At 68.0% G+C, this 25682-nt stretch carries 21 protein-coding genes; 7 read left to right on the forward strand and 14 right to left on the reverse strand.

Annotation, left to right across the window (positions count from 1 at the left end; genetic code table 11):
- Nucleotides 1-7: 7 nt before the first annotated feature.
- The 4 genes from K4043_RS16885 to radC form a co-directional block, all read right to left on the reverse strand.
- Nucleotides 8-790 (reverse strand): helix-turn-helix domain-containing protein, encoded by a 783-nt coding sequence (locus tag K4043_RS16885; RefSeq protein WP_265310012.1) that lies wholly within the window; start codon nucleotides 788-790, stop codon nucleotides 8-10.
- A gap of 130 nt (nucleotides 791-920) precedes the next feature.
- Nucleotides 921-1787: an SPOR domain-containing protein gene (locus tag K4043_RS16890; protein ID WP_265310013.1), complete on the reverse strand. Its 867-nt coding sequence runs from the start codon at nucleotides 1785-1787 to the stop codon at nucleotides 921-923.
- 18 nt (nucleotides 1788-1805) lie between these two features.
- On the reverse strand, nucleotides 1806-3494 hold the full coding sequence (gene argS, locus K4043_RS16895) for an arginine--tRNA ligase (RefSeq protein WP_265310014.1): 1689 nt from the start codon (nucleotides 3492-3494) through the stop codon (nucleotides 1806-1808).
- A 101-nt stretch (nucleotides 3495-3595) separates the two neighbouring features.
- On the reverse strand, nucleotides 3596-4285 hold the full coding sequence (gene radC / locus K4043_RS16900) for a DNA repair protein RadC (RefSeq protein ID WP_123731180.1): 690 nt from the start codon (nucleotides 4283-4285) through the stop codon (nucleotides 3596-3598).
- 194 nt (nucleotides 4286-4479) lie between these two features.
- Between radC and coaBC the strand changes: the two genes are divergently transcribed.
- From coaBC to K4043_RS16915, 3 genes are read left to right on the forward strand one after another with little or no spacing between them, the layout of a single operon-like run.
- On the forward strand, nucleotides 4480-5739 hold the full coding sequence (gene coaBC / locus K4043_RS16905; RefSeq protein WP_265310015.1) for a bifunctional phosphopantothenoylcysteine decarboxylase/phosphopantothenate--cysteine ligase CoaBC: 1260 nt from the start codon (nucleotides 4480-4482) through the stop codon (nucleotides 5737-5739).
- Complete coding sequence (dut, locus tag K4043_RS16910) at nucleotides 5736-6209, forward strand: dUTP diphosphatase (RefSeq protein WP_265310016.1); 474 nt, start codon at nucleotides 5736-5738, stop codon at nucleotides 6207-6209. The genes coaBC and dut overlap by 4 nt, the downstream gene beginning before the upstream one ends.
- A gap of 12 nt (nucleotides 6210-6221) precedes the next feature.
- On the forward strand, nucleotides 6222-8570 hold the full coding sequence (locus K4043_RS16915) for a phosphomannomutase/phosphoglucomutase (RefSeq protein WP_265310017.1): 2349 nt from the start codon (nucleotides 6222-6224) through the stop codon (nucleotides 8568-8570).
- A 30-nt stretch (nucleotides 8571-8600) separates the two neighbouring features.
- Here K4043_RS16915 and K4043_RS16920 read toward each other — a convergent pair whose 3' ends face one another.
- From K4043_RS16920 to pyrE, 8 genes are all read right to left on the reverse strand, one after another.
- Complete coding sequence (locus K4043_RS16920) at nucleotides 8601-9320, reverse strand: response regulator transcription factor (RefSeq protein ID WP_123731183.1); 720 nt, start codon at nucleotides 9318-9320, stop codon at nucleotides 8601-8603.
- Nucleotides 9301-11961, reverse strand: a complete 2661-nt coding sequence (locus tag K4043_RS16925; protein WP_265310018.1) for a sensor histidine kinase KdpD — start codon at nucleotides 11959-11961, stop codon at nucleotides 9301-9303. The genes K4043_RS16920 and K4043_RS16925 overlap by 20 nt, the downstream gene beginning before the upstream one ends.
- Before the next feature lie 37 nt (nucleotides 11962-11998).
- Nucleotides 11999-12661 (reverse strand): potassium-transporting ATPase subunit KdpC, encoded by a 663-nt coding sequence (gene kdpC / locus K4043_RS16930; RefSeq protein ID WP_265310019.1) that lies wholly within the window; start codon nucleotides 12659-12661, stop codon nucleotides 11999-12001.
- On the reverse strand, nucleotides 12658-14709 hold the full coding sequence (kdpB, locus tag K4043_RS16935; RefSeq protein ID WP_265310020.1) for a potassium-transporting ATPase subunit KdpB: 2052 nt from the start codon (nucleotides 14707-14709) through the stop codon (nucleotides 12658-12660). The genes kdpC and kdpB overlap by 4 nt, the downstream gene beginning before the upstream one ends.
- An 11-nt stretch (nucleotides 14710-14720) precedes the next feature.
- A complete protein-coding gene (gene kdpA / locus K4043_RS16940; RefSeq protein ID WP_265310021.1) occupies nucleotides 14721-16439 on the reverse strand; it encodes a potassium-transporting ATPase subunit KdpA in 1719 nt (572 codons plus the stop codon).
- A 12-nt stretch (nucleotides 16440-16451) separates the two neighbouring features.
- Complete coding sequence (locus K4043_RS16945; protein ID WP_019183961.1) at nucleotides 16452-16544, reverse strand: potassium-transporting ATPase subunit F; 93 nt, start codon at nucleotides 16542-16544, stop codon at nucleotides 16452-16454.
- A 600-nt stretch (nucleotides 16545-17144) separates the two neighbouring features.
- Nucleotides 17145-17807, reverse strand: a complete 663-nt coding sequence (locus K4043_RS16950; RefSeq protein WP_123731188.1) for a hypothetical protein — start codon at nucleotides 17805-17807, stop codon at nucleotides 17145-17147.
- 18 nt (nucleotides 17808-17825) lie between these two features.
- Nucleotides 17826-18485 carry an orotate phosphoribosyltransferase gene (gene pyrE, locus K4043_RS16955; RefSeq protein WP_046272987.1) on the reverse strand — a complete coding sequence of 220 codons (660 nt, stop codon included), beginning with the start codon at nucleotides 18483-18485 and terminating at the stop codon, nucleotides 17826-17828.
- Between the two features lie 206 nt (nucleotides 18486-18691).
- On the opposite strand from pyrE, the gene K4043_RS16960 reads away from it, so the two are divergent.
- The 3 genes from K4043_RS16960 to K4043_RS16970 all read left to right on the forward strand — a co-directional run bounded on the left by K4043_RS16960 (nucleotide 18692) and on the right by K4043_RS16970 (nucleotide 21171).
- Nucleotides 18692-19492 carry an exodeoxyribonuclease III gene (locus K4043_RS16960; RefSeq protein WP_019183958.1) on the forward strand — a complete coding sequence of 267 codons (801 nt, stop codon included), beginning with the start codon at nucleotides 18692-18694 and terminating at the stop codon, nucleotides 19490-19492.
- Entirely contained in the window at nucleotides 19489-20859 is a 1371-nt protein-coding gene (locus K4043_RS16965) for an MFS transporter (protein WP_123731189.1), read from the forward strand. The genes K4043_RS16960 and K4043_RS16965 overlap by 4 nt, the downstream gene beginning before the upstream one ends.
- Nucleotides 20860-20943: 84 nt before the next feature.
- Nucleotides 20944-21171, forward strand: coding sequence for a hypothetical protein (locus K4043_RS16970; protein ID WP_046272989.1), 228 nt, complete (start codon nucleotides 20944-20946; stop codon nucleotides 21169-21171).
- Nucleotides 21172-21237: 66 nt separating this feature from the next.
- Here K4043_RS16970 and K4043_RS16975 read toward each other — a convergent pair whose 3' ends face one another.
- Nucleotides 21238-22365, reverse strand: a complete 1128-nt coding sequence (locus K4043_RS16975; protein ID WP_265310022.1) for an anhydro-N-acetylmuramic acid kinase — start codon at nucleotides 22363-22365, stop codon at nucleotides 21238-21240.
- Between the two features lie 66 nt (nucleotides 22366-22431).
- On the reverse strand, nucleotides 22432-23895 hold the full coding sequence (locus K4043_RS16980) for a peptidoglycan DD-metalloendopeptidase family protein (RefSeq protein WP_123731191.1): 1464 nt from the start codon (nucleotides 23893-23895) through the stop codon (nucleotides 22432-22434).
- A 168-nt stretch (nucleotides 23896-24063) separates the two neighbouring features.
- Between K4043_RS16980 and tyrS the strand changes: the two genes are divergently transcribed.
- Nucleotides 24064-25275: a tyrosine--tRNA ligase gene (tyrS, locus tag K4043_RS16985; RefSeq protein WP_265310023.1), complete on the forward strand. Its 1212-nt coding sequence runs from the start codon at nucleotides 24064-24066 to the stop codon at nucleotides 25273-25275.
- Nucleotides 25276-25682 lie beyond the last annotated feature (407 nt).

The raw sequence follows: 25682 nt of genomic DNA on the forward strand, positions 1-25682 counted from the left end.
CGGCCAGTCAGCTGCGCCACTGCGCGCACAACGCCGCCGCCCCGATCCCCGCCAACGCCCGCACCTCGCGGCTCAGGTGCGACTGGTCGGCGTAGCCCACATCCGCCGCCAACCCCGCCAGCCCCTCCCGCGGCCTCGCCCGGGCCAGCGCCAGGAACCGCTGCAGCCGCAGAATCCGCTCCAGCATCTTCGGCCCATAGCCGAACTGCTCATGGCACAACCGGCGCAGGCTGCGCGTGCTTATCTGCAGCCCCGAACCGATCGCGGCCAGATCATGGCCACCGGCCCGCACCTGCCCGAACACCCGCGCCGCCACCGCGTGGCGGCTACCGGTAGAGCGGGGCAGCCGCGCCAGCGCCTGCGCGAACACCCGCTGCCGCGCATCGCCATCGCCCACGTCATTCAACCGCGCCGCCAGCTGCCGCGCCTGGGGTCCCAGCACCGCATCCAGCTCCACGGCGGTGCCCACCAGTTCGTCCAGCGGCACCCCCAGCCACGCCCGCGCCGCGCCGGGCTGGAAGCGCGCGCCCAACACCTGCGCGCCGGGCAGCAACTGCGGGTGGGCGGCCACCACATCCGGGCCCACCGCGTACAGCCGCCCATCGCGCCACAGGATGTCCACGCAGCCATCGGGCAGCACCGCAACCTCGCCGCTATGGCCCACCGGCAGATCGCTGCGCCACAGCTGCCCGAAACAGCCCTGCAGCGGCGCAGGTGCCGACCATTCGCGGTAGCGACCGGTCGCACCGGCAATGCCGGGAAGGTCATCAGAATCGGGGCGGGAAGACATGCGTGGACGATAGCGCACTGCCAGGTGGTCGCCAGCGAGGGGTGCTGCCTGAAACAAGAACGCCGACCCAGGGGTCGGCGTTCGGGGTGCATCTGGAGCAACAGCCCCCTTGGAGTGCAAGGGCGCGCGGCTACTGCGCCTTGATCGCCATCGCCTGCAGCCCGGTCCCATCCAGCTTCTGCTTGGCTTCGGCCAGTTCGCCCGCGCTGCCATACGGCCCCATGCGCACGCGGTACACCGTCTTGCCGTTGATCTGCGCCGATTCCACCCGCGCGGCCAGGCCGATCATGGCCAGCTTGGCCTTGGTCGCTTCGGCGTCGCCGGAGGCACCGAACGCACCGGCCTGCAGGATGTAACGCACGTTGCCTGCGGCCGGATCGGCGGCTGCAGCGGCAGCCGGCGCGGTGGCCGCAGGTGCATCCGGTTTCGGCGCGGTGGCCACCGTGGCCGGGGCCGATGCCGCCGGTGCCGGCGTGGCGGCCGGACGTTCATTCACCGGCGCCGGCAACGCAGCGGTACTGACCGGCGCAGGCGTCGTGGTCGCGGCGGTGCTGGTCGGCGCCGGTGCCGGCGGCAACGGACGACCTTCCAGCGCCGCCTGCGCGCGCTGCGCATCGGCCTTGGCGCGGCGCTGGTCTTCGGCGCGTGCGCTGGCGGCCAGCTCGGCATCGGACATTTCCACTTCCTTGCCGGGCAGCAGGGTGTAGAAGTCGTACTGCGTCGCCGCCGGCTTGGCCGGTTCGGCAGGCTTGGCGGCGCCGGGCTTGGGCAGCTCGGTGCCGACGTCGGTCTCGGCGTCGCTCACCGGGGCCGGCTGGGCGTTCGGGTCCGGCTGCGGGCCGACCCGCAGGAAGCCATCACCGTCGTTCTTGAACAGGTTCGGTGCCGCCAGGAACACCACGGCCGCAATCGCCACACCTGCGACCAGCCACACCCACCCCGGGGTGCCCTGGTTGCTGTTGCGCCGTGCCTGGCTCTTGCCGCGTCGTGCTGCCATTTACTGCTTCTCCACTGCTTACATTTTTTCCGGGGCGGAAACGCCCAGGATGTTCAGACCATTGGCCAGGACCTGGCGCGCGGCGCAGGCCAGCGTCAGCTTGGCGTTGCGTTCGCTTTCGTCGGCCACCAGTACCTGCGTGCCGTGATACCACGTGTGGAAGGCGTGCGCCAATTCACGCAGGTACTGCGCGATCAGGTGCGGTTCCAGCGCCAGACCGGCCGCTTCGACGACTTCCGGGAAGCGCGACATTTCCACCATCAGCCACAGCGACGCTTCATCGCCGAGCGAGGACAGCCCGGTCAGACCTTCGGCTGGCGTATAGCTCAGCTTCTTCTCCTGCGCCTGGCGCAGCAGGCTGCACACCCGGGCGTGTGCGTACTGCACGTAGAACACCGGGTTGTCGTTGCTCTGCTGGCGGGCCAGATCGATATCGAAGGTCAGCTGCGAATCGGGCTTGCGCGCGATCAGGAACCAGCGGGTGGCATCGCGGCCGGCTTCTTCGATCAGGTCGCGCAGGGTCAGGTAGCTGCCGGCACGCTTGGACAGCTTCACTTCCTCGCCGCCGCGCATCACCGTCACCATCTGGTGCAGCACGTATTCCGGCCAGCCCTTCGGGATGCCGACGTCGAGCGCCTGCAGGCCGGCACGCACACGCGCCAGCGAACCGTGGTGGTCGGCGCCCAGCTCGGTGATCGCGCGCTCGTAGCCGCGCTGCCACTTGCTCAGGTGATAGGCCACATCCGGCAGGAAGTAGGTATAGGTGCCGTCGGACTTGCGCATCACGCGGTCCTTGTCGTCACCGAAGTCGGTCGAGCGCAGCCACAGCGCGCCGCCTTCCTCATACGTATGGCCGGCCGCGTTGAGCTGGGCGACGGTCTCTTCGACCTTGCCGTCCTTGTACAGCGAGCTTTCCAGGAAGTAGATGTCGAAATCCACGCCGAACGCGGCCAGATCCTGGTTCTGCTCGTTGCGCAGGTAAGCCACCGCGAAGCGACGGATCGCATCGAGGTTGTCCGGGTCGCGCTCGCCGACCACCGCGTGGCCTTCCAGCTCCACCGTGGCGCCGGCCAGGTAGGCCTTGGCCACATCCTCGATGTAATCGCCGCGATAGCCGGCTTCCGGCCAGCCGGCGTCGTCCGGCTTGAGGCCCTTCGCACGCGCCTGGGTGGACAGCGCCAGGTTCTCGATCTGCACGCCGGCGTCGTTGTAGTAGAACTCGCGCTTGGCGTTCCAGCCGTTCACTTCCAGCAGGCGCGCCAGGCAGTCACCGATCGCCGCCGCGCGGCCGTGGCCGACATGCAGCGGACCGGTCGGGTTGGCCGACACGTATTCCACGCCCACGGTACGGCCGTTGCCGCTCAGGTTGTGGCCGTAATCGGCGCCTTCCTTGAGCACGCCGGCCGCTTCGCGCTGGTAAGCGCTGGGGGCGAGGTGGAAATTGATGAAGCCCGGACCGGCGATCTCGACGCGCAGCACATCATTGCTCTTGGGCAGCGCATCGAGCAGCGCCTGGGCCAGGGCGCGCGGGTTGCTGCGCGCCGGCTTGGCCAGCAGCATCGCGGCATTGGTGGCGAAATCGCCGTGCTCACGGGTCTTCGGGCGTTCGACCACGAATTCCGGGGTCAGGGTATCGGCCGGCAGAGTGCCGTTGGCGCGCAAGGCTTCGATGCCTTGGCTGATCAGGGCGCGGAGGAGATTTTTCACAAGGCCTGCTTTGGGACTGGAGCGGCGGAATCGGCAATTTTAGCCCAGAAGCCACCCCGATCCATTGAACCGGGGCCGAGCGGGGCGCTTGGCGTACCGGATCAGGCCGTCCCCGCGCCCATCCAGCCGCGCGCGGCCATCGATACCGGGGCTCCGTCGCCGATCACGACATGGTCGAGCAGGCGGATATCCACCAGGGCCAAGGCCTGCTGCAGCAGCGTGGTGATCCGGCGGTCCTCCAGCGAGGGTTCGGCACTGCCGGAAGGGTGGTTGTGGCTGACGATCACCGCGGCCGCGTTGTGCAGCAGGGCGCGGCGGACCACTTCGCGTGGGTAGACCGCTGCAGCATCCACCGTGCCGCTGAACAGCTCCTCGCAGGCCAGTGTGCGGTGCTGGTTGTCCAGGAACAGTGCGGCAAAAACCTCGTTGGGCCGGGCGCGCAGCCGCTGCTTGAAATAGCGCCCGGCGGCGGCCGGGTCGCGCAGGCTCTCGCCGCGGGCCAGCTCGGCCGCCAGATGGCGATGCGCCAGTTCCAGCCCGGCCACCAGCTTGCAGCTGCGCGCCGGCCCAAGGCCGGGCAGGGCCGCCAGCGCGGCGGCCGGGAGGTCGAGCAGGTTGCGCAGGGGGCCGTGGGCCTGCAGCAGGTCGCGGGCGGTTTCGACCGCGTCGCGGCCGCGCAGGCCCGAACCCAGGAAGATCGCCAGCAGCTCGGCATCGGACAGCGCGCCGGCGCCTTGGGCAAGCAGCTTTTCGCGGGGACGCTCGGCACTGGGCCAGTCTCGGATCGACATGGCGCCAGTCTCCCTCGGTGCCGAGCGGGCCACCATCAGTGAACCGGGTGGCATCGTGTCGGTAAATGCAGGGCATCGTGCCAAGTCGGGCGGTTGCTTATGACGAAAATCTGCCTGCTTATGCCGCTGGCGCATCAGGCGGCTTACGGACCATCGGGTAAGCTAATCGCCTCGGTTCGACAGGAACACCCAAGGTGGCTGACTCCCCCCAGGCTTCTCCGGCGGCCGCGCGCCCGTTGGAAGGCCAGAAGCTGTTGTTGTGCGTTGGTGGCGGGATCGCTGCCTACAAGTCGCTGGAACTGGTGCGCCGCCTGCGCGATGCCGGGGCCCAGGTGCAGGTCGCGATGACCGCCGGGGCCCAGCAGTTCGTCACCCCGCTGAGCTTTCAGGCGCTGTCTGGCCAGCCGACCCGCACCACCCTGTGGGACAGCGCGGCCGAGCAGGCCATGGGCCACATCGAGCTGGCCCGCTGGGCCGATCGCATCGTGGTCGCGCCGGCCACGGCTGATCTGCTCGCGCGCCTGGCCCACGGCCACGCCGATGATCTGGTCACCACCCTGTGCCTGGCCACCACCGCGCCGCTGACCGTCTGCCCGGCGTTGAACCACCGCATGTGGCTGCACCCGGCCACCCAGGCCAACATCGGCCTGCTGCGCGAGCGCGGCGCCCAGGTGATCGGGCCGGAAGACGGGCCGCTGGCCGAAGGCGAGTCCGGCCCCGGTCGGCTCACCGAAGCGCACGCGATCGTGGCCGCGCTGGCCCGGCTGCAGGCGCCGGCCCCCGCCGAGCCACCGGCGAGCAGTGAACTGAAGGGTCTGCGCGTGCTGATCAGCGCCGGCCCGACCTATGAAGATATCGACCCGGTGCGCTACGTCGGCAACCGCAGCAGCGGCAAGATGGGCTATGCCCTGGCCGCCGCCGCCGCCCGCCTGGGCGCGCAGGTGGTGCTGGTCAGTGGCCCGGTCCAGCTGGCCACGCCCGCCGGGGTGCAGCGGATCGATGTGCGCTCGGCCGCACAGATGCGCGAAGCCGTGCTCGGCGCACTGCCCGCCGACATCTACATCGGTGCGGCCGCGGTGTCCGATTACACGCCGCGCCAGGTCGCTCCGCAGAAACTCAAGAAGACCGCCGACACCCAGAGCCTGACGCTGGAGCTGGTGCGCACCCCGGATATCCTGGCCGAGGTGGCCACGCAGACCAACGCGCTCAAGCTGGTGGTCGGCTTCGCCGCCGAAACCCACGATGTGGAGAAATACGCGCGCGGCAAGCTGGTGGACAAGCGCCTGGACCTGGTGATCGCCAACCAGGTCGGGATCAGCACCGGCGGTTTCGAGAGTGATGAAAACGCCGCCACGGCCTACTGGCAGGGCGGCGAACAGGTGTTCCCCGGCACCTCCAAGGCTGTGTTGGCCGAACAACTGTTGTCCCTGATTGCCCAGAGGTTGCACGCATGACCATCGATTCCTCCCTGCAGCCGTTGCAGGTCAAGCTGCTCGACCCGCGTTTCGGCGACGAATGGCCGCTGCCGGCCTACGCCACCGAGCACAGCGCCGGCCTCGATCTGCGCGCGGCGCTGGAGACCGAACTCACCCTGCAGCCAGGCGACACCGCGCTGATCCCCAGCGGCATCGCCATCCATATCGCCGACCCGAACCTGGCCGCCGTGGTGCTGCCGCGCTCCGGCCTGGGCCACCGCCACGGCATCGTGCTGGGCAACGGCACCGGCCTGATCGACGCCGATTACCAGGGTCCGCTGCTGATCAGCGCCTGGAATCGCGGGCGCGAACCCTTCACCCTTCAGCCCGGCGACCGCATCGCCCAGCTGGTCGTGCTGCCGATTGCACGCGTGGCCCTTCAGGTAGTGGATACTTTCACCGAAAGCGCCAGGGGAACGGGTGGATTCGGCCATACCGGGGTGCGCTGATAGGGGAGCTTCATGAGCAAGGCGAAGGCGGAAGGACGGCCGCGATGGACATCAGGGCGCTCGGTGCCCCTGTTGGCCGTGCTGCTGGTGCTGTTGGCGATCTGGTTCGGTTGGAGCGGCGTGCGCCAATGGCGCCAGGCTGCGGTCGGTGACGCGCTGGAGCAGTCGCGCGACCGCGTGGTCGAAGGCCTGCAGACGGCGCTGACCGGTCAGCTCGGCAAGCTCGGCAAGGTGCTCAAGACCGAGCGCGTTGCCACTGCACTGGCCAGCGGCAATGCACAAGGTGCCGCTGTCGCCATCCGCGAAGGCTGGCCGGGCGTGGAAGACGTCCAGATCCTCACCGCCGATCTCGATGCGGCCTACGCCGATCCGAAGGCCTTCGGTTATTCGCGCCTGGCCCTGCTCGAGGCGGCCATCGCCGATGACAAACCTGTCGGTCGCGTGGTGCGCGATGCCGGCGGACAGCGCCTCGGCCTGGCCGCGGCGGTGGAGCTTGGCCCGCAGGGGGAGGCCGTGGTCTACGTGCGCCAGCCGCTGCTGCGCTTGACCGGCATATTCGACCAGGTCGCCGTGCCGGGTGATGGTTATCTCGCGCTTCGCCAGGGCAGCCACAACGTCGTCGAACAGGGCAGCCGCGGGCTGTCCGGTGGTGCTGAAGCACTGGCGCGCCCGATCGGCCGCAGCGGACTGCGCCTGTCGGCCGCGGTGCCGGACATCGAGCCGGGTCCGCTGGGACTGGGCGCGATCTCCAGTGCGATCGTGGCCGTGTTGCTGCTGTTGATTGCCGTGCTGCTGGTGCTGGGCAAAGGCAAGGTGCCGTTGCCGCGTCGCCGTGGTGCTGCCGACAGTGGTGCCGACGCCGGCCCCACCTTGAGTGAAAGTCTGGCCCAGGTACCGCTCGCGGTGGCCGCCGTCGAAAGCAACGACGAGACAGCCGCGACCTCGCCGCCGCCGTCCGTGCCGGGCGAGACCGTCGCGGCCGAGATCTTCCGCGCCTACGACATCCGCGGCATCGTCGGCCGCGAGCTGACCCCCAAGGTCGCCGCCCTGATCGGCCAGGCGATCGGCTCGGTGCTGCAGGTCCAGGGCCTGCGCGACATCGTGGTGGGCCGCGATGGACGCCTCTCCGGTCCCGAGCTCACCGCCGGTCTGATCGAAGGCCTGCGCCGCGCCGGCTGCAACGTCACCGATATCGGCCTGGCGCCGACGCCGGTGGTGTACTTCGCCAGCTACCACCTGCGCGCGGGAAGCTGCGTGGCGGTGACCGGCAGCCACAACCCGCCGGACTACAACGGCTTCAAGATCGTGGTCGGCGGCGAAACGCTGTCCGGCGATGCGATCACCGAGCTGTACCACCGCATCCGCGATGGCCAGCTGCACGTGGCGCCCGAGCCGGGCAGTTTCCAGACCCGCGAGGTCAATGCCGATTACATCCAGCGCATCGCCGATGACGTGCAGCTGGATCGTCCGCTCAAGGTGGTCGCCGACGCTGGCAATGGTGTCGCCGGCGAGCTTGCCCAGCCGCTGCTGGAAGCGATCGGTGCCGAGGTCATTCCGCTGTACTGCGATGTGGACGGCACCTTCCCGAACCACCATCCGGACCCGAGCGATCCGCACAACCTGGAAGACCTGATCCAGACCGTGAAGCGCTTCGATGCGGATATCGGCCTGGCCTTCGATGGCGACGGCGACCGTCTCGGCGTGGTCACCCGCGAAGGCAGGATCATCTACGCCGATCGCCTGCTGATGCTGTTCGCCGCCGATGTGCTGATGCGCAACCCGGGCGCGCTGGTGATCTACGACGTGAAGTGCAGCGGCAAGCTCTCCGACTACGTGCTGCGCAACGGTGGCAGCCCGCTGATGTGGAAGACCGGCCATTCGCTGATGAAGGCGAAGATGCGCGAAACCGACGCCGAGCTGGCGGGCGAGATGAGCGGGCACTTCTTCTTCAAGGAACGCTGGTTCGGCTTCGACGATGGCCTGTACGCCGCCGCGCGCCTGCTGGAGATCCTGGCCCAGCGCGAAGAGAGCCCCTCGGAGGTATTGGACGAACTGCCTGACAGCGTCTCCACTCCGGAGCTGAAAGTGCCGGTCGATGCGGGTACCCCGCACGCGCTGGTGTCGCTGTTCGTGTCCTCGGTGCAGGTGGAGGACTCGCCGTTCGCCGGTGCGCGCCTGTCCACCATCGACGGCCTGCGTGCCGATTTCCCCGATGGCTGGGGACTGGTGCGCGCGTCCAACACGACGCCGGTGCTGGTGCTGCGTTTCGAGGCCGATGACGAGGCAGCGCTGGAGCGCATCAAGGCCCTGTTCCGCGCGCAGCTGCAACCGCTGCTGCCCGGTGTGGACCTGGGCTTCTGATCGGCGTGGGTACCGACCAACGGTCGGTACCTACCCCTTGAACCGCAGGCCCACGCCCGGCTCGGTGAACAGATAGCGCGAATCCAGCGCCGAATCACCGAGCTTGTGGCGCAGCTTGCCGACCAGAATCCGCAGGTAATGCGTGTCGTGCTGATGCGTCGGCCCCCAGATCTCCTGCAGGATCTGCGGCTGGGTCACCACGCGCCCGGCATTGCGCAGCAGCAGTGACAACAGCGCGTACTCCTTGCGCGTCAATGCCACCGGCGTACCGTCCAGATGTACTTCGCGCCGTACCAGGTCGATATGCAGGTGCCCATCATCGAACTGCGGCAGCACGCCCTCGCTGGAGACCGTGCGCGAGCGCAGCAGTGCACGCACACGCGCCATCAGTTCCTGCGTGCCGAACGGCTTGGTCACGTAGTCGTTCGCACCGGCATCCAGCGCCCGCACCTTCTCGGTCTCGCTCGCACGCACGGTCAACATGATCACCGGCACCTGGCTCCACTGACGCAGCTCGCCCAGCACGTCATGGCCTTCCATGTCGGGCAGGCCGATATCCAGGATCACCAGGTCCGCCCCTTCGCCGACCAGCGCTTCCAGCCCGGCCTGGCCGGTCGCGGCCTGGGACACGCGGTAGCCCTGCGCGCGCAGGCTGATCTCCAGGAAGCGCCGGATCTGCGCTTCATCGTCGATCACCAGCACGCGCGCCGGGGGCACGCCGTGGGAAGCCTCAGGAATCATCGGTGTCATCGGCAGGGTGGGGGTGCAGCAGGGGCAGCGTGATGCGGATCAGGGTACCGCGTCCGTCGCGGCCGGGCAGCGCCTGCACGCTGCCGCCATGCGCGCCGATCATGCCCTGGCAGATGGTCAGGCCCAGCCCGGTGCCGTGCCGACCGCGGTCGCCCCGCTCCACGCTGTAGAACATGTCGAAGATCCGTGCCCGCTCGTCGTCGGGAATACCGGGGCCGGCATCGAGCACGTCGATGCGCAGCTCACCCTCGACCAGCCGCGCCTGTACCTCCACCGCCGCGCCGGGCGGGGAGAACTTGGCCGCGTTCTCCATCACGTTGAACACGGCCTGCTCGACCAGCGCCGGATGCACCCAGATCGGCGCCAGTTCAGCGGGAATATCCAGCTTGAGCAGCACGTCGGGCTGATAGCGCTGCAGGCGGCGCGCGGCCGAGCCGACCAGCTCATCCACGCCGATCCAGTCGCGGTTGATCTGCAGGCCGTCGTGGCCGAGCCGGGTCATGTCCAGCAGGTTCTGGATGTAGCGGTCCAGGCGCTCGCCTTCGACCAGGATGGTGTCCAGCAGGGCGCGGCGGTCGCTGGCATCCATCGCATCGGCGTAGCTGGAGAGGCTGTCGGCCGAGCCGATCATCGCCGCCAGCGGCGAGCGCAGGTCATGCGAGACCGAGGACAGCAACGCCGAGCGCAGCCGCTCGGTCTCGTTGCTCACGTGCGCCTTTTCCAGATCCGCCACCAGCTGGGTGCGCAGCGCGGCCTGGGCAATGTCGTCCACCATTGCCTCGGCCAGCTGGCGCTGCTCCGGCGTCAGCCGCGGCGCCTCGCGCGGGAAGCGCATGCCGGCCACGCCGATCGACCGGTCATCACCGTCCAGCAGCGGGAGGAACCACCAGCCCGCACCGGCCAGCGTATCGGTGAAGCGTCCGCTGGGCTGGGCATGCCGGTACGCCCAGTCGGCCGCGGCCAGATCGGTATCGCCCGGTGCGGCGCTGCCACTGGCGCTGATGTGCTGCCCGATGCGCAGCCAGGCAGGCGCATCCATCGCCTGTTCCAGCGCTTCGCGGCCGGCCTGCGCGACCTGCTCGTTGTTCGGCGCACTGGCCAGCTGCCGGCCCAGTGCCTGGCGCGCATGCGCGTGCCGGTTGGCCGCGCGCAACGCCACCACCTGCATGCGCAGGCGCGAGGCCAGTCGCCCGGCCACCAGAGCGGCGGCCAGGAACAGGAAGACCGTGATCACGCCCTGGCGCGCGCTGATCGCGAAGGTGAAACGCGGCGCGATGAAAAAGAAGTTGTAGGCCAGGAAGCACAACGCTGCCGCGATGACCGCCGCGCTGGTACGGCTGCGCGCAGCGACCATCACCACTGCCACGATGAACACCATCGAGAGGTCGTACAGCCCGATCCAGCGTTCGGCGACCAGCGCCACCAGGCAGGCGATCGCCGTGGCGCCGAGCGCCAGCAGCGCATCCTTGCCGGCGCTGCGGCTGGGTATCGACAGCCCGGACCGGCGCGCCCGGGCACGTGCCTGTGGGGTACCGATGATGGTGATCTCGAAATGCGCGCCGCGCCGGATCAGCTGCTGGGTCAGCGTGCGGTTGAGCATGCGCGCCAGCGGGCGCTCGCGCGTGCGGCCCAGCACCAGCGTGGAGACACCGTTGTGTGCGGCATGGTCAAGCAGTGCATCGGCGATGCTGGAGCCATGCAGCAGCTCCGCTTCACCCCCGAGGCGGCGGGCGAGGGCGAAGGCGGCATCGATCTCGCGCCGGGTCTGCTCATCGTGCGCGCGTGCCTGCACCGTCACCACCGTCCACGGCGCATCGCGCCGCTCGGCGATGCGTCGGCCGACCCGCACCAGGTACTCGCTCTGGCCGCCGCCATCGATCGCCACCAGCACCCGCCGGCGCAGCGGCAGGTTGCCTTCGCCGCGCGCGGCACGGGTTTCGCGCAGGCTGCTGTCCACGCGGTCGGCAGCCTCCTGCATCGCCAGCTCGCGCAGCGCGGTCAGGTTGGCCGGCGAGAAAAACGCCTGCAACGCCTGCGCCGCCTGCTCCGGCACGTAGACCTTGCCCTGCTGCAGCCGCTCGATCAGCTCGCGCGGCGGCAGGTCCACCAGCACGATGTCGTGCAGGCGGTCGAGCACCGCATCGGGCACGGTCTCGCTGACCCGCACGCCGGTGATGCGCATGACCACGTCATTGAGGCTCTCCAGATGCTGGATGTTGACCGTGGTCCACACATCGATGCCCGCATCCAGCAGCTCCATCACGTCCTGCCAGCGCCGCTCGTGGCGACTGCCGGGCACGTTGCGATGCGCCAGCTCGTCCACCAGCACCAGCGCCGGGCGACGTGCCAGCACTGCATCCAGGTCCATTTCATCCAGCGCGTGCTGTTGATACTCGCGCTGCAGCAACGGCACCTGCGGCAGCCCCGCCAGCAGCGCCGAGGTCTCGGCGCGGCCGTGGGTTTCCACCAGCCCGATCACCACGTCCACGCCGCGTCGCAGCTGTTCGTGCGCGCGGGTGAGCATGCTGAAGGTCTTGCCCACGCCGGGGGCCGCACCCAGGAACACGGTGAGTTTGCCGCCGGCTTCGCGCTGCAGGCTGTCGACCAGGGCATCGGCCTGGCGCGTACGGGAGTCGCTCATGGGCTGGGATTGTGCGCCCAGGACGATACGCAGCGCATCAAGGCCTACCGTAGCGCCGGGCCGTGCCCTGCTGCGCGTCGAGAGCAACGTTCAACGTCATCACGTTCACCCGCGGCTGGCCGAGCACCCCCCATTGCGGGCCCCGGGTATTGGCCTGCACCAACGCGGCGACGCGCTCCACCGGCAGGCCACGGCTGCGTGCCACCCGGGCGATCTGCACCTGCGCGGCGGCCGGGGAGATCTCCGGGTCCATGCCGGCGCCGGACTGGGTCACCAGATCGCCGGGAACCTGGGCGGCAGGCACGCCTTCGCGTGCGGCCACCGCAGTGATGGCCGCGTGCACCCGTTCCTGCAGCGCCGGGTTGCTGCGCGCCATGTTGCTGCCGGCGGCGGCCATCGGATCGTAGTTGGCCGCCGACGGCCGCGCCTGGAAGTAGCCATCGCCGACGAACGGCTGGGCGATCAACCGCGAGCCGCGCACCTGCCCATTGCGGATCAGCAGGCTGCCATCGGCCTGCGCCGGAAACAGCAGCCGGCTTACGCTGGTGGTGGCCACCGCGTAGGCCAGGCCAAGCAGCAGCAGGCTGCTCACGCCGAGCACGAGGGCCGCGCGCCAGGCGCTGTCCTGCTGCAGCTGGGTGGAGGTGGCAGCGCGGCTGCGTGCCGCGTGGGAAACGGAAGTAGCAAGCGAGCGGTTCATGCGCCGAATACCGAGACAAGGAAGAGGTCGATCACTTTGATGGCCGCGAACGGCAGCAGCACACCGCCGAGTCCGTACACGAGCATGTTCCGGCGCAGCAGCGCCGTGGCTGTGGCCGGGCGGAAGCGCACCCCGCGCAACGCCAGCGGGATCAGCGCCGGGATCACCAGGGCGTTGAAGATCAGTGCCGCCAGCACTGCATTGCGCGGGCTGGACAGGTGCATCACGTTCAACGCCGCCATCGCCGGCAGGGTCGAGGCGAACAGCGCCGGCAGGATCGCGAAATACTTGGAGACATCGTTGGCCAGCGAGAAGGTGGTCAGTGCACCACGCGTGATCAGCTGCTGCTTGCCCACTTCCACCACCGCCAGCAGCTTGGCCGGATCCGAATCCAGATCGACCATGTTGCCGGCCTCCTTGGCCGCCTGCGTACCGGAGTTCATGGCCAGCCCGATGTCGGCCTGGGCCAGTGCCGGTGCATCGTTGGTGCCGTCGCCGACCATCGCCACCAGCCGCCCACCGGCCTGCTCGGCACGGATGCGGGCCAGCTTGTCTTCGGGGCGGGCCTCGGCGATGTAATCGTCCACGCCGGCCTCGGCCGCGATCGCCGCGGCGGTCAGCGGGTTGTCGCCGGTGATCATCACCGTGCGGATGCCCATCGCGCGCAGCTGCGCGAACTTCTCGCGCATGCCGTGCTTGACCACGTCCGAGAGCTCGATCACGCCCAGCACATGGCGGCCTTCGCACACCACCAGCGGCGTCGCACCGTTGCGCGCCACCTGTTCCACGCGGCCCGGCAGCTCCGACGGCACCGTGCCGCCCAGCTCACGCACATACGCAGTGATCGCATCGGAGGCGCCCTTGCGGATGCGGCGGCCGCCGTCCAGATCGACGCCGGACATGCGGGTCTGCGCGCTGAAGGCCAGATAGTCCGCACGGTCCGGCTCGGCCGTGGTGCAGCCCTGCTCACGTGCCAGCCGCACCACCGACTTGCCTTCCGGGGTCGGGTCGGCCAGCGAGGAGAGCAGCGCCGCCTCGCGCAGCTGGCTGGCGTCGATACCGGCCAGGGCATGGAAATGCGTGGCCTGGCGGTCGCCGTAGGTGATGGTGCCGGTCTTGTCGAGCAGCAGCACGTCCACATCGCCAGCCACTTCCACCGCCTTGCCGGACTTGGCCAGCACGTTGGCGGCCAGCGCACGGTTCATGCCGGCGATGCCGATGGCCGGCAGCAGGCCGCCGATGGTGGTCGGGATCAGGCACACCAGCAGCGCGATCAGCAGCAGCGGATCGACCTGCACGCCAACGAACGCCCCGATCGCCGGCAGCGTCGCCACCACCACCAGGAAGGTCAGCGTCATCGCCGCCAGCAGCAGGGTCAGAGCGACCTCGTTCGGGGTCTTCTGGCGGTTGGCGCCTTCCACCAGCGCGATCATCCGGTCCAGGAAGCTGTGGCCCGGCTCGGCGGTGATGCGCACGATGATCTGGTCGGAAAGCACCTTGGTGCCACCGATCACGCCACTGCGGTCGGTGCCTGCTTCGCGCAGCACGGGGGCCGATTCACCGGTCACCGCCGCTTCGTTGATCGTGGCCAGGCCCTGCACGATCTCGCCATCGGCCGGGATCAACTCGCCAGCACTGACGATGACATGGTCGCCCGGGCGCAGTTCGGCCGCCGGGACCTGGGTTTCACTGGCGTCGGCATGCGCGGCGGCCAGCCGGCGCGCGCTGAGGTCCTGGCGGGCCCGCCGCAGCGAGGCGGCCTGGCCCCGGCCACGCGCTTCGGCGACGGCCTCGGCGAAGTTGCCGAACAGCACGGTCAGCAGCAGGATCGCGGTGACCGCCAGGCCGAAGCCCAGCGGCGCATTGCCGGTCAGCGTCACCAGCGCGCTGACTACCGTGCCGACCATCACCACGGCCATCACCGGGCTGTGCAGCAGGTGCCGCGGCGAGAGCTTGATCACGGCATCGCGCAGGGCACGGCGCCAACCGGCGCCATCCAGCAGGCGCTGGCGGCGGTGCGAAGAAACGTTCAACGGATACGTACTCATGGCAGGAGGTCTCAGTGCAGCGTCAGCGACAGGTGGTCGGCGACCGGGCCAAGCACCAGCGCCGGCATGAACTGCAATACGGTGAGGATGACGATCAGCGCGATCAGGGTCAGCGCGAAGGTCGGGGTTTCGATCTGCAGCGTGCCGGCCGATTCCGGCGCCCGCCGCTTGGCCGCCAGCTGCGCGGCCACGATCAACGGGATCACCAGCACCGGGTAGCGGCCCAGCAGCAGCACCAGGGTGCAGCTCAGGTTCCACCACACGGTGGCATCGCCAAGGCCCTCAAAGCCCGAGCCGTTGTTGGCGAACGCCGAGGTGTACTCGTAGAACACCTGGCTGATGCCGTGGAAGCCGGGGTTGGAGCTGCCGGTGATCGACGGGATCGCCAAGGTCAGTGCGGTGAAGCCCAGGATGGTGATCGGCTGCAGCAGCACCAGCAGCGCGAGCAGGCGCACCTGCGGCGTTTCCAGCTTGCGGCCGAACAGTTCCGGGGTACGGCCGGTCATCAGGCCGGCCAGGAATACGCCCAGCATCAGGTACACGATGAACTGCTGCAGGCCGCAGCCGATGCCGCCCCAGATCGCGTTGACCAGCATGTTGACCATCGGCACGGCACCGGCCAGCGGGCTGAGCGAGTCATGCATGCCGTTGACCGAACCGTTCGATACCTGGGTGGTGATCGCGGCCCACAACCCCGTGCCATCGGCACCGAAGCGCACTTCCTTGCCCTCCATCAGCAGCGGGCTGGCCGCGGTCGCCGAGTGACCCTCCAGCCATACGGTGGCGGCGATCGACACGCTGGACATCGCCAGCATGCAGCCGAACACCAGCCCGGCCAGGCGCTTGCGCCCGGTGAACGCGCCGAGCATGAAGATCACCGCGATCGGGATCAGCAGGATGCCGATCAGTTCCAGCGCGTTGGACAGCGGGGTCGGGTTTTCCAGCGGCATCGCGCTGTTGGGGCCGTACCAGCCACCGCCGTTGGTGCCCAGCTGCTTGGCCGCGACCATCGCCGCGACCGGGCCGAGTGGAATCTTCTGCGTCTCCATGCCGGCCGCGGCATCGATCGGCGTCGCCTGCGGACCCCCGGCGAGCGTGGCGGGCACGCCCTGGCGGGTCAGCAGCACCGCCCACAGCAGGCACAGCGGCAGCATGAAGCGCACGCACGCGCGCACCACATCGGCGTAGTAGTTGCCCACATCGACACGGCGGTCCCCACTGAGCAGCGCGGCCTGGTCGGCCGGCACGTCCTCAGGGCGCGCACTGAACAGCGCACGCAGGGTGGCCACCACCAGCGCCAGGCCCATCATCGGCGTCACCACCTGCAGGCCGGTGATCGCGGTCATCTGCGAGAAATAGGACAGCTGTGCCTGGCCGGAATAGTGCTGCTGGTTGGTGTTGGTCAGGAACGACACCATCGTGTGCAGCGCGGTGTCCCAGCGCAGGTTGGGGATCTGGTCGGGATTGAACGGCAGCCAGGCCTGGGTCATGAAGACCGCCTGCACCAGCACCGCGATCACCACGTTGCTGAGCAGGAAGGCGCCCACGTAGCCACGCCAGGACATACCGCGCGCCGGGTTGACCCCGAGCAGCCGGTACAGCGGTTTTTCAATCCACCCGAACAGCGCGTCGCCGCGCATCGGGCCACCGCGCATCACCCGGGCCAGGTACAGCCCCAGTGGAAAGGCCAGCACGATGCTGGCCAGCAGGATCAACAGGATCTCGGTCATGGTCGGCTCCGGTCAGAAGGTTTCGGGCCGAAGCACGACGTACAGCAGATAGGCGGCGGCAACGAGCACGAGCACGCCGCACAGCAGGGAAAGCCAGGCAGACATGGTTGTGGCCTCAAACGCGGGAAAGAAGGGCGGCGGTGCGGGGCGCACCGGCGGCAGGGAACACAGGCAGATACGGGCTCATGGGACGTCCAGGTGGAACCACTCCACGTCAGGCGCTCATGGTCTGCCTGCCCGGCATAAACGCTCCACGCCCGAAACCCGCGACTCCCGTAAAAAATGCATAAAAAGGTGCGTCTTTGGTGCGAACGTTACGCCCCGCAGCGACCGGCAGGCCCCTCGGCAAATGTCCCCCGGCCGCCGCCTGACGGCGACAGCCTCCTCCTTGATTTTGCCCAGGGACCTGCCGGCCGCTACGGAGCTCAGCGTGTGGTAGGCCGAAGGCACACCGGCGCTTGCCGTGGGGCGCCAGTAGTCTGGATACGCGGGGTGCTATGCCCTTGTGGGCGAAATCAAGGAGGAGGGGACGGCCGCAGGCCGGCACCGGGGGACATTCGCCGACAAGGGCATAGCGCCCCAGCGCCCGACCCATCGACCGCCGCGCTTGAGAACGTCCAGAGCGCTTCACACTTGCCGCGAGGACAACACAAAAAAAGCGGCCCAAAAGGCCGCCTTCGTTTCAACGCTATCGCACATCCACCCTTACCCGCGCGGATCGCTCCCCACACCCTTCAGCAACCGATAACGCTGCAGCGTGCTCTCGATCTCCACATCCAGCGCCTGGCGCTGCTGCTCGAACGACGCCTGCATGCGCCGTTGTGCCACCAGCTCGGCATGCCGCTCACGGATGCGCGCGGCCTGCTTGTCCGGTACCGGCTGCCCATCCAGCTCGCGGTTGCCCGCAGTGGCCAGCAGGGTGACCAGCGCATCACGCACGCTGGCCACGTTGTAACTGGCGGTATGGATGTTGTTGTCCAGGATGCCGCTGCGCTCGGTAAACACCCGGCGCAGCTCGTCCTCGCTTTCATACGTGGCCAGCATTGCCTGTTCGGTGCGTTGGCGGGTCTGCTCGGCGGCCACGTCCAGGCGCTGCTGCGTGGCCTGCGCCGCGGCATCCGCGCGCTCTTCCTCGGTCAACGTGCGCTGTACTTCGCCGCTGCGCATGCCGCTGCGCAGGTTGAACTCCTCGCGCGCGCTGTTCACCGCCTCCTGGGGCAGGGCATCACTGCAGATGCGCTCGCTGCCCTTGTTCCAGCAGTACAACTTCTTGGGCGTCGCATCGGCCGCGCGCTTCTGCGCCTGGGCAGGCAACAGCGGCACGGCCAGCAACAGGCCGACAACGGTGAACGTGGCAAACCTGGACATGGTGAAAGCCCCCTGCTCTCAACGCGTAGGACGGCTGCCGTAGCGGGAACGATAGTCCTCCAGCGGCTGCCGGTAGCCGACAAGTTCCGGATTTCCGGAGGCAAAATCAAGCAGGTCGGCCAGCGTGGCCACGGCGACCACCGGAATCCCGGCTTCTTCGGCCACGGCCTGGGCGGCCGAACGGCGGTCGGTTTCCGAGGCGATCTCCTGGCGGTCCAGCGCCACCACGATGCCGGCCGGGGTGCCACCGGCGCCCTTGATGATTGCCAACGCCTCGCGGATCGCGGTGCCGGCGGTGATCACGTCATCCACGATCAGCACGCGCTTGCCATTCATGTCAGCGCCGATCAGGTTGCCGCCTTCGCCGTGGTCCTTGGCTTCCTTGCGGTTGAACGACAGCGGCAGGTCGCGGCCGCGCTGGGCGAATTCACAGGCGGTCGCGGTGGCCAGCGGAATGCCCTTGTAGGCCGGGCCGAACACGACGTCGAACTTCAGCCCGGTCGCTTCCACGGCATCGGCGTAGCAGGCCGCCAGCTGGGACATGCGCGCGCCGGAATCGAACCGGCCGGCATTGAAGAAATAGGGGCTCAGACGGCCGGACTTCAGGGTGAACTGGCCGAAACGCAGGGCATCGGCGGTCAGGGCCAGTTGCAGGAAACGGTGGCGATGGTCGCTCATCAAGACTCAATTCAATTCATTTGGAGCGCAAATCCTAATGCATGCCCGCACTTTTCCGCTCGCCGGCCCCTGCGGCCCGGTGTCGCACAGTGCGGCGAGACGACCCGCAATGCCCCGGCGCGCGGTAATCGCGTCCGTTTCCAGCCAGCCCCTGCAAGGGCCGAAACGGTATGCTCTTGCGGGTATCGTTCCAGACCCGGGTCAGCATGCGCATCATCAGTTTCAACGCCAATGGCATCCGTTCCGCCGCCACCAAAGGCTTCCTCGAGTGGTTCCGCGCCCAGGACGCCGACGTCCTGTGCATCCAGGAAACCAAGGCCCAGGAAGACCAGCTGACCGACCCGATGTTCCGCCCGGACGGGCACCATTGCTTCTACCGCGATGCCATCACCAAGAAGGGCTACAGCGGCGTGGCGATCTACAGCAAGCGCGAGCCGGACCAGGTGATCACCTCGCTGGGCTGGGCCCCGTTCGACGATGAAGGTCGCTACATCGAGGCCCGCTACGGCAACCTCAGCGTGGTCTCGTTCTATATCCCGTCGGGCAGCTCGGGTGATCTGCGCCAGGGTTTCAAGTACGAAGTGATGGAATGGCTGCGCCCGATCCTGGCCGGCTGGTTGGCCAGTGGCCGCGACTACGTGCTGTGCGGCGACTGGAACATCGTGCGGTCCGCGCTGGACATCAAGAACTGGAAATCCAACCAGAAGAACTCCGGCTGCCTGCCGCCCGAGCGCGACTGGCTCAACGGCCAGTGCGTGGACGCCGACCAGGCGCTGGATATCGCCGCCGGCCAAGGCTGGACGGATGCCTACCGCCTGCTGCACCCGCAGGGTGAGGACTACACCTGGTGGAGCAACCGCGGCCAGGCGCGCGCCAACAACGTCGGCTGGCGCATCGATTACCAGTTCGTCAGCCCGGGCCTGCGCGATCGCCTGCGCAGCTGCTCGGTCTACCGCGATGAGCGCTTCTCCGACCATGCCCCCTTCACGGTGGACTACGCCCCATGAGTGATGCGGTCGCCAAGCCGCGCCGTCCCTGGCAACGGGTGCTGGCCAACCTGCGCCAGCGCAAGGTGCTGGCTATGCTGCTGCTGGGCTTCAGTTCCGGCCTGCCGATCTACCTGGTCGGCAACACGCTCGGCTTCTGGATGCGCAAGGAAGGCATCGAGCTGACCACCATCGGCTTCCTGTCGTGGGTGGGCCTGGCCTACTCGATGAAGTTCCTGTGGGCCCCACTGGTGGACAAGGTCAACGCGCCGCTGCTGGGGCGCTTCGGCCGCCGCCGTGGCTGGATGCTGTTGTCCCAGCTGGTGGTGGCCGTGGCGCTGGTGGGCATGGCGCTGGTTCAGCCCAAGGGCGGTCATTTCGTCTTCCTGGGCATCGCCTGGGAGCACCTGGTGGTGTTCGGGGTCATGGCCACCGTGGTGGCGTTTGCGTCCGCAACGCAGGACATCGTCATTGATGCCTGGCGCATCGAGATTGCCGAGAACAGTGAACAACTCGGGCTGCTGACTTCCTCGGCTGCGCTGGGCTATCGCACCGCGCTGCTGGTTACCGATGCGCTGATCCTGCTGATCGCGGCCCGCGTTGGCTGGCAGGTTTCGTATGAAATCATGGCCGGGCTGATGGCATTGGGTGTCGTAGCCGTGGTCATGGCAAAAGAGCCAGCGCGTGCGCAGCTGGCGGTGCAGACCCAAGCAGCTGCGTTGTGGACGCCACGCGGCCTGTTTGACGCACTGGTTGGACCGTTCGTGGCCTTCCTGCGCGAACACCGCAGTGGCGCGATCCTGATCCTGCTGGCCATCAGCATCTACCGCATGGCCGACTTCATCATGGGCCCGATGGCTAACCCGTTCTATGTGGACTTGGGGCTGGCCGAGGAGACTGTGGGCGCGGTGCGCGGCTCGGTCGGGCTGGTCGCCACCTTCATCGGTATTGCCGCTGCCGGTTTGGTATCGGTGCGTTGGGGCGTACTCGCCACCTTGCTCGTCGGCGCAGTGCTGGGCCCGGCCTCCAACCTCGCTTTTGCGTGGCTGGCCTATGTCGGCCCGGACCCGACCAGCTTCGCCATCGCCATGGCCATCGACAACATCTCCGGCGGCTTCGCCGGCACGGCGTTGATTGCCTACATGTCCAGCCTGACCAGCATCGGCTACACCGCCACCCAGTACGCCTTGTTGAGTTCGTTTTACGCAATGCCGGGCAAGGCATTGAAAGGACTCTCCGGCTGGGCGGTGCAGTCGCTGGCTCAGGGCCGCACCCTACTGGAAGGCTATGCGCTGTTCTTCACCGGCACCGCGTTGATCGGCATCCCGGTAGTGATTCTGTGTGCGTTGTTGATCCGGCAGCAACGCCGACGCACCCCGGCGATTTGAGGCTCCGTTGCTGGCGGCCCCCCCACTGCGCCATGATCCATCAAGTTGTGCCGCGGGGATGGCGGCGCGCCAACGGGGAGAACGATGGCTGATCTACTGCTGCGGGAGGTGGACCCGCTGTTGCTGGAACGTATCCGCCGCATTGCGGTTGCGCGCGGCTGGACCCGCGAGGACACCTGCGTGGCGCTGCTGGAGCAAGGCCTGTTCGCCAGCGAACTGGAGGTCCGCAGTGGCTTCCACGATCCCGAAGTCGATGCGCTGGCAGATGCGATCGCCGCCTTGCAGGCGTTGCCGGACGCGCAGGGGCTGTAACGGCGGCACGCCGCGAACGGCACATCGGCGATCACAGCCGCATGCAGCGACCCCTGCGGTGGCCCCTCAGCCCAGGTGGATCGCCCCGAGAATCCGCGGTCCCCGCGCCCCACTCACGCTCGGCAGATTGCCCGGCAACCCGGCCAGCGTGCGCTGCGCCAGCCACGCGAAGCCCATCGCCTCCAGATAATCCGGATCCAGCCCGTGCACCGCGCTGGACTCGATCACCACGCCCGGCAGCCGCGCACGCAAGCGTCGCAGCAGCTGCGGATTGCGCACGCCACCGCCGCACACCAGCACCCGTTTCGCGCCCGGCAGGTGCGCCAGCAGCGCATCGGCCACGGTGGCGGCGGTCAGTTCCAGCAGCGTCGCCTGCACATCCGCGCCCGATACTTGCCCCTCACCCAGCTGCGTCTGCGCCCAGTCCAGGTGGAACTGCTCGCGCCCGGTGCTCTTGGGCGGCGGCAGCGCGAACCACGGATCGGCCAGCCAGCGCGCCAGCAGCGCGGCATCCACCTGGCCACTGGCCGCGAACGCGCCGTCGGCATCGAACGGTTCGCCGCGATGGCGCTGGCACCAGGCATCCATCAACGCATTGGCCGGGCCGGTATCGAAGCCGCGCGGCGTGCCCTCGCGCGGGATCAGGGTGAGATTGCCGATGCCGCCCAGGTTGAGCACGGCACGGTCTTCATCGCTGTCGCCCAGCATCGCCAGGTGGAACGCCGGCATCAGCGGCGCGCCATGGCCGCCGGCGGCGACATCGCGCCGACGGAAATCGCCCACGGTGGTGATGCCGGTCAGCTCGGCGATGCGGTTGGCGTCGCCGATCTGCATCGTGAAGGCGGGAGCGGCCAGCGGCCGGTGGCGCACGGTCTGGCCATGCGAGCCGATTGCCTGCACCTGGGTACGGTCGATGCGCGCGCTGTCCAGCAGGCGGTTGGCGGCCGCGGCGAACGTGATCCCGACCTGGGCATCAAGGTGGCCCAGTGCATCAAGCGAGGTGATGGTGCCGCCTTCTCCCAGTGCGATCAGCTCGGCGCGGATCGCCGGATCCCAGTCGTGGGTCAGGCCATGGACGAAGCGGCAGCCCCCCTCGGCGGGGAACTGCACCAGCGCGGCATCGATGCCGTCGGCGCTGGTGCCGGACATCAGGCCCAGGTAGAGCGGGGTGGTGGGAACAACAGCAGAGGTCATGGCCAGGCGGTCCAACGGGTTGCGTGCAGCTTCCGCGCAACCCGTTGCCGCCGTCAATCGCAGCGATCAGCCGCGGTTGGATTTGACCGGCTTGCCGGCCTTCGCCGTGGCCGTATCGGCGGCCTTGGCATCCGGTGCCGGGCTGGCATCGGCGTAGATCAGCTTCTCCATGCCCTGGATGCGGGCCAGCGCCGGGGCGGTCTGCGCCCGGAAGGCAGCCAGCTCGGCGCCCTGCAGCGGCTCCGGCGGCGGCATCGTCACCGACAGCGGATTGCGGTGCACGCCGTTGACGCGGAATTCGTAGTGCAGGTGCGGGCCGGTCGCCAGGCCGGTCGAGCCGACATAGCCGATCACCGTGCCCTGCGCCACGCGCTGGCCGGTCTTGATCTTGCCGAAGCGCGACATATGCCCGTACAGGGTGGTGTGGCCGCGGCCATGATCCAGGATCACCACGTTGCCGTAACCGCGCTGGGTCCCGGCGAACTGCACGCGGGCATCGCCGGCGGCCATGATCGGGGTGCCGGTGCGCGCGGCGTAGTCCACGCCCTTGTGCATGCGCATCTTGCCCAGCACCGGGTGCTTGCGTGCGCCGAAGCTCGAGCTCAAGCGCGCGAACTGGATCGGCATGCGGATGAAGCTCTTCTTCAGCGGGCGGCCGCTGGCATCGAAGTACTCGGATTTGCCGTTGCGGTCGAAGCGGAAGCCGCTGTAGGTCTTGCCGCCCGAGCTGAAGGTCGCCGCGAGGATCTTGCTGGTGTCCACCTTCTCGCCTTCGCGCCAGGTTTCATCCAGCACCACGCTGAAACGGTCGCCCGGCTGCAGGTCCTTGGAGAAGTCGATGTCGTACTTGAAGATCTCGTCGGTCATCGTCGCGATCGCCGAGGGCGACAACCCGGCCTTGCGCGCGGCGGCATACAGCGAGCTGGTGATCTCGCCACTGGCGACCACGCGGCGGGTCGAGCTCTCGCGCTTGCTCACCGTTTCAGTGATCTTGTCGCCGGCCAGGGACAGCTCCACGCGGTTGTCGGCATCGCGGTCGAAGCGGATCGTGCGCAGCTCGCCGGACAGTGGCAGGTCGAAGGCGATCTCCGCACCCGGGCGCAGCCTGGTCAGCGATTCGCGCACACCGGGGTGCTCCAGCACCTGGTGCATCACCGTGGCCGGGATGCCGGCCTGGTCGAACAGATTGCTCAGGGTCTGGCCGCGCTGCACGCGGAGCACCTGCCAGCTGTCGCCCGGGGTCTGCTGCTGGCGTTCCAGCGACAGCGGCGGCAACGGCAGCGCCAGGGTCGAATGGCTGACCGAGTAGGGCGAGTCGATGGTGTGCGAGAAGCCGGGGACGATCGTGGCCACCAGGGCGCCGATGGTGGCGAACAGGCTGGCGTGCATCCAGTGGCGGCGGGTCCAGCGCTGGTTGAAGGCCGCAGGAAGATGCTGTTTGAGCTTCCGATGGAGGGCGGTGTCGTGGAGGACGTGGAGACGTTCCTTGAAGCGCTGCTTGCGCGCGCGGCCTTGATCGGAATTGAGCATCGTCGGTCTGTTCCTGGCTGGCCCGGGAGCGCGGGCCCAAACGTCGGTAACATAGACAGGTATAAATACCGCGTCAAACCCTTGTGCCTATTGGCTTTTGTGAAGCACCTGCGGTTAACTTGTACTTAACGTCATTCATATAAATAAGGCATTGCCGGGAGTTGTCACGTGTCCTCGATTGAAGAAGCCATCGCCCTGATCGGGCGAGGCGCCGATGAGATCCTCAAATCCGACGAACTGCGCCAGCGTCTGGAAAGCGGCCGTCCGCTGCGGGTCAAGGCCGGCTTCGACCCCACCGCGCCGGACCTGCACCTGGGCCACACCGTGCTGCTGAACAAGCTGCGCCAGTTCCAGGACCTCGGCCACCAGGTGATCTTCCTGATCGGTGACTTCACCGGGATGATCGGCGATCCCTCGGGCAAGAACGTCACCCGCAAGCCGCTCACCAAGGAAGACGTGCTGGCCAATGCGCGTACCTATGAGGACCAGGTCTTCAAGGTGCTGGACCGCGAGAAGACCGAAGTGCGCTTCAATTCGGAGTGGTTCGGCAAGATGGCCGCCGCCGACATGATCCGCCTGGCCGGCCAGCACACCGTGGCGCGCATGCTCGAGCGCGACGACTTCGCCAAGCGCTATGCCGCCCAGCAGTCCATTGCCCTGCATGAGTTCCTGTATCCGCTGGTGCAGGGCTATGACTCGGTCGCGCTGGAAGCGGACGTCGAACTGGGCGGTACCGACCAGAAGTTCAACCTGCTGATGGGCCGTGGCCTGCAGGAGCACTACGGGCAGAAGCCGCAGATCGTGCTGACCATGCCGCTGCTGGAAGGCCTGGACGGTGTGGCCAAGATGTCCAAGTCGCTCAACAACTATATTGGTATCAGCGAGCCGGCCATCGACATCGTCACCAAGACGATGAAGATCGGCGACGACCTGATGTGGCGCTGGATCGAGCTGCTCTCCTTTGATATCAGCCAGGCCGAGGCCAAGGCCCTGCGTGAGCAGGTCGAGGCGGGCGGGTTGAACCCGCGCGAGGTGAAGCTGCGCCTGGCCCGTGAGCTGACCACCCGCTTCCATGATGCGGCGGCGGCCGAACAGGCCATCGCCGGCTGGAATGCCGCGGTGACCGGGCAGGGCGATGTGACCCTGCTGCCGCTGCAGGAAGTGACCATTCCGGCCGAGGGCCTGCGTATTGGTGCCCTGCTGACGGCTGCCGGTCTCACCCCGAGCAACTCCGAAGCCTCCCGCAAGCTCAAGGAGCGTGCGGTGAAGGTGGATGGCCAGGTGGTGGAGGATGCCCAGCAGGTGTTCGTGCCCGGTTTTAAAGGCCTGCTGCAGGTCGGCAAGCGCACCTTCGCACGCGTGTTGCTGGTCGCAGCCTAAGTGGCACAAGGGGTTCGGGCGATCCGGACCCCTTCCAGCATGAATGTGGGCGGGACGACGTGAAAAAATGTCGTCTACCCCCTTCACAAACGACCCGGATAGGGACATACTTTCCCTCCCCCGACGCAGGGGCCACCGCAAGGCGGCAACCGCGAAGGAACAGGACTTCAACTTCTTCGAAAGAAGGTGTTGACGGAAACGAAAAGCCTGACATAATAGGCGGCTCGCAACGACGAAAGCCTCTGAGGCGAACGACGAAGCGGCATCGGCAACAACGGTTCACTTCGGTGAAACGGCCTTGAAAAAAGGTGTTGACGAAGCAGATAAGCCGGTCTACAATGGGCGGCTCGCAACGACGGAAACGTCGGGGCAAACGGAAGAAGGCGCTGAGGCCGATTCCAAAGTTC

The sequence above is a fragment of the Stenotrophomonas sp. SRS1 genome (assembly GCF_026130205.1).
Lineage (GTDB): Bacteria > Pseudomonadota > Gammaproteobacteria > Xanthomonadales > Xanthomonadaceae > Stenotrophomonas > Stenotrophomonas rhizophila_B.

Coding starts and splice junctions, on each gene's coding strand:
- K4043_RS16920 (WP_123731183.1), bottom strand. CDS start 9,320: ATGACACCGATGATTCCTGAGGCTTCCCACGGCGTGCCCCCGGCGCGC.
- K4043_RS16980 (WP_123731191.1), bottom strand. CDS start 23,895: ATGCTCAATTCCGATCAAGGCCGCGCGCGCAAGCAGCGCTTCAAGGAA.
- dut (WP_265310016.1), top strand. CDS start 5,736: ATGACCATCGATTCCTCCCTGCAGCCGTTGCAGGTCAAGCTGCTCGAC.
- radC (WP_123731180.1), bottom strand. CDS start 4,285: ATGTCGATCCGAGACTGGCCCAGTGCCGAGCGTCCCCGCGAAAAGCTG.
- kdpB (WP_265310020.1), bottom strand. CDS start 14,709: ATGAGTACGTATCCGTTGAACGTTTCTTCGCACCGCCGCCAGCGCCTG.
- K4043_RS16925 (WP_265310018.1), bottom strand. CDS start 11,961: ATGAGCGACTCCCGTACGCGCCAGGCCGATGCCCTGGTCGACAGCCTG.
- K4043_RS16960 (WP_019183958.1), top strand. CDS start 18,692: ATGCGCATCATCAGTTTCAACGCCAATGGCATCCGTTCCGCCGCCACC.
- K4043_RS16975 (WP_265310022.1), bottom strand. CDS start 22,365: ATGACCTCTGCTGTTGTTCCCACCACCCCGCTCTACCTGGGCCTGATG.
- pyrE (WP_046272987.1), bottom strand. CDS start 18,485: ATGAGCGACCATCGCCACCGTTTCCTGCAACTGGCCCTGACCGCCGAT.
- K4043_RS16890 (WP_265310013.1), bottom strand. CDS start 1,787: ATGGCAGCACGACGCGGCAAGAGCCAGGCACGGCGCAACAGCAACCAG.
- K4043_RS16965 (WP_123731189.1), top strand. CDS start 19,489: ATGAGTGATGCGGTCGCCAAGCCGCGCCGTCCCTGGCAACGGGTGCTG.
- kdpA (WP_265310021.1), bottom strand. CDS start 16,439: ATGACCGAGATCCTGTTGATCCTGCTGGCCAGCATCGTGCTGGCCTTT.
- K4043_RS16950 (WP_123731188.1), bottom strand. CDS start 17,807: ATGTCCAGGTTTGCCACGTTCACCGTTGTCGGCCTGTTGCTGGCCGTG.
- K4043_RS16970 (WP_046272989.1), top strand. CDS start 20,944: ATGGCTGATCTACTGCTGCGGGAGGTGGACCCGCTGTTGCTGGAACGT.
- K4043_RS16945 (WP_019183961.1), bottom strand. CDS start 16,544: ATGTCTGCCTGGCTTTCCCTGCTGTGCGGCGTGCTCGTGCTCGTTGCC.
- K4043_RS16915 (WP_265310017.1), top strand. CDS start 6,222: ATGAGCAAGGCGAAGGCGGAAGGACGGCCGCGATGGACATCAGGGCGC.
- K4043_RS16885 (WP_265310012.1), bottom strand. CDS start 790: ATGTCTTCCCGCCCCGATTCTGATGACCTTCCCGGCATTGCCGGTGCG.
- kdpC (WP_265310019.1), bottom strand. CDS start 12,661: ATGAACCGCTCGCTTGCTACTTCCGTTTCCCACGCGGCACGCAGCCGC.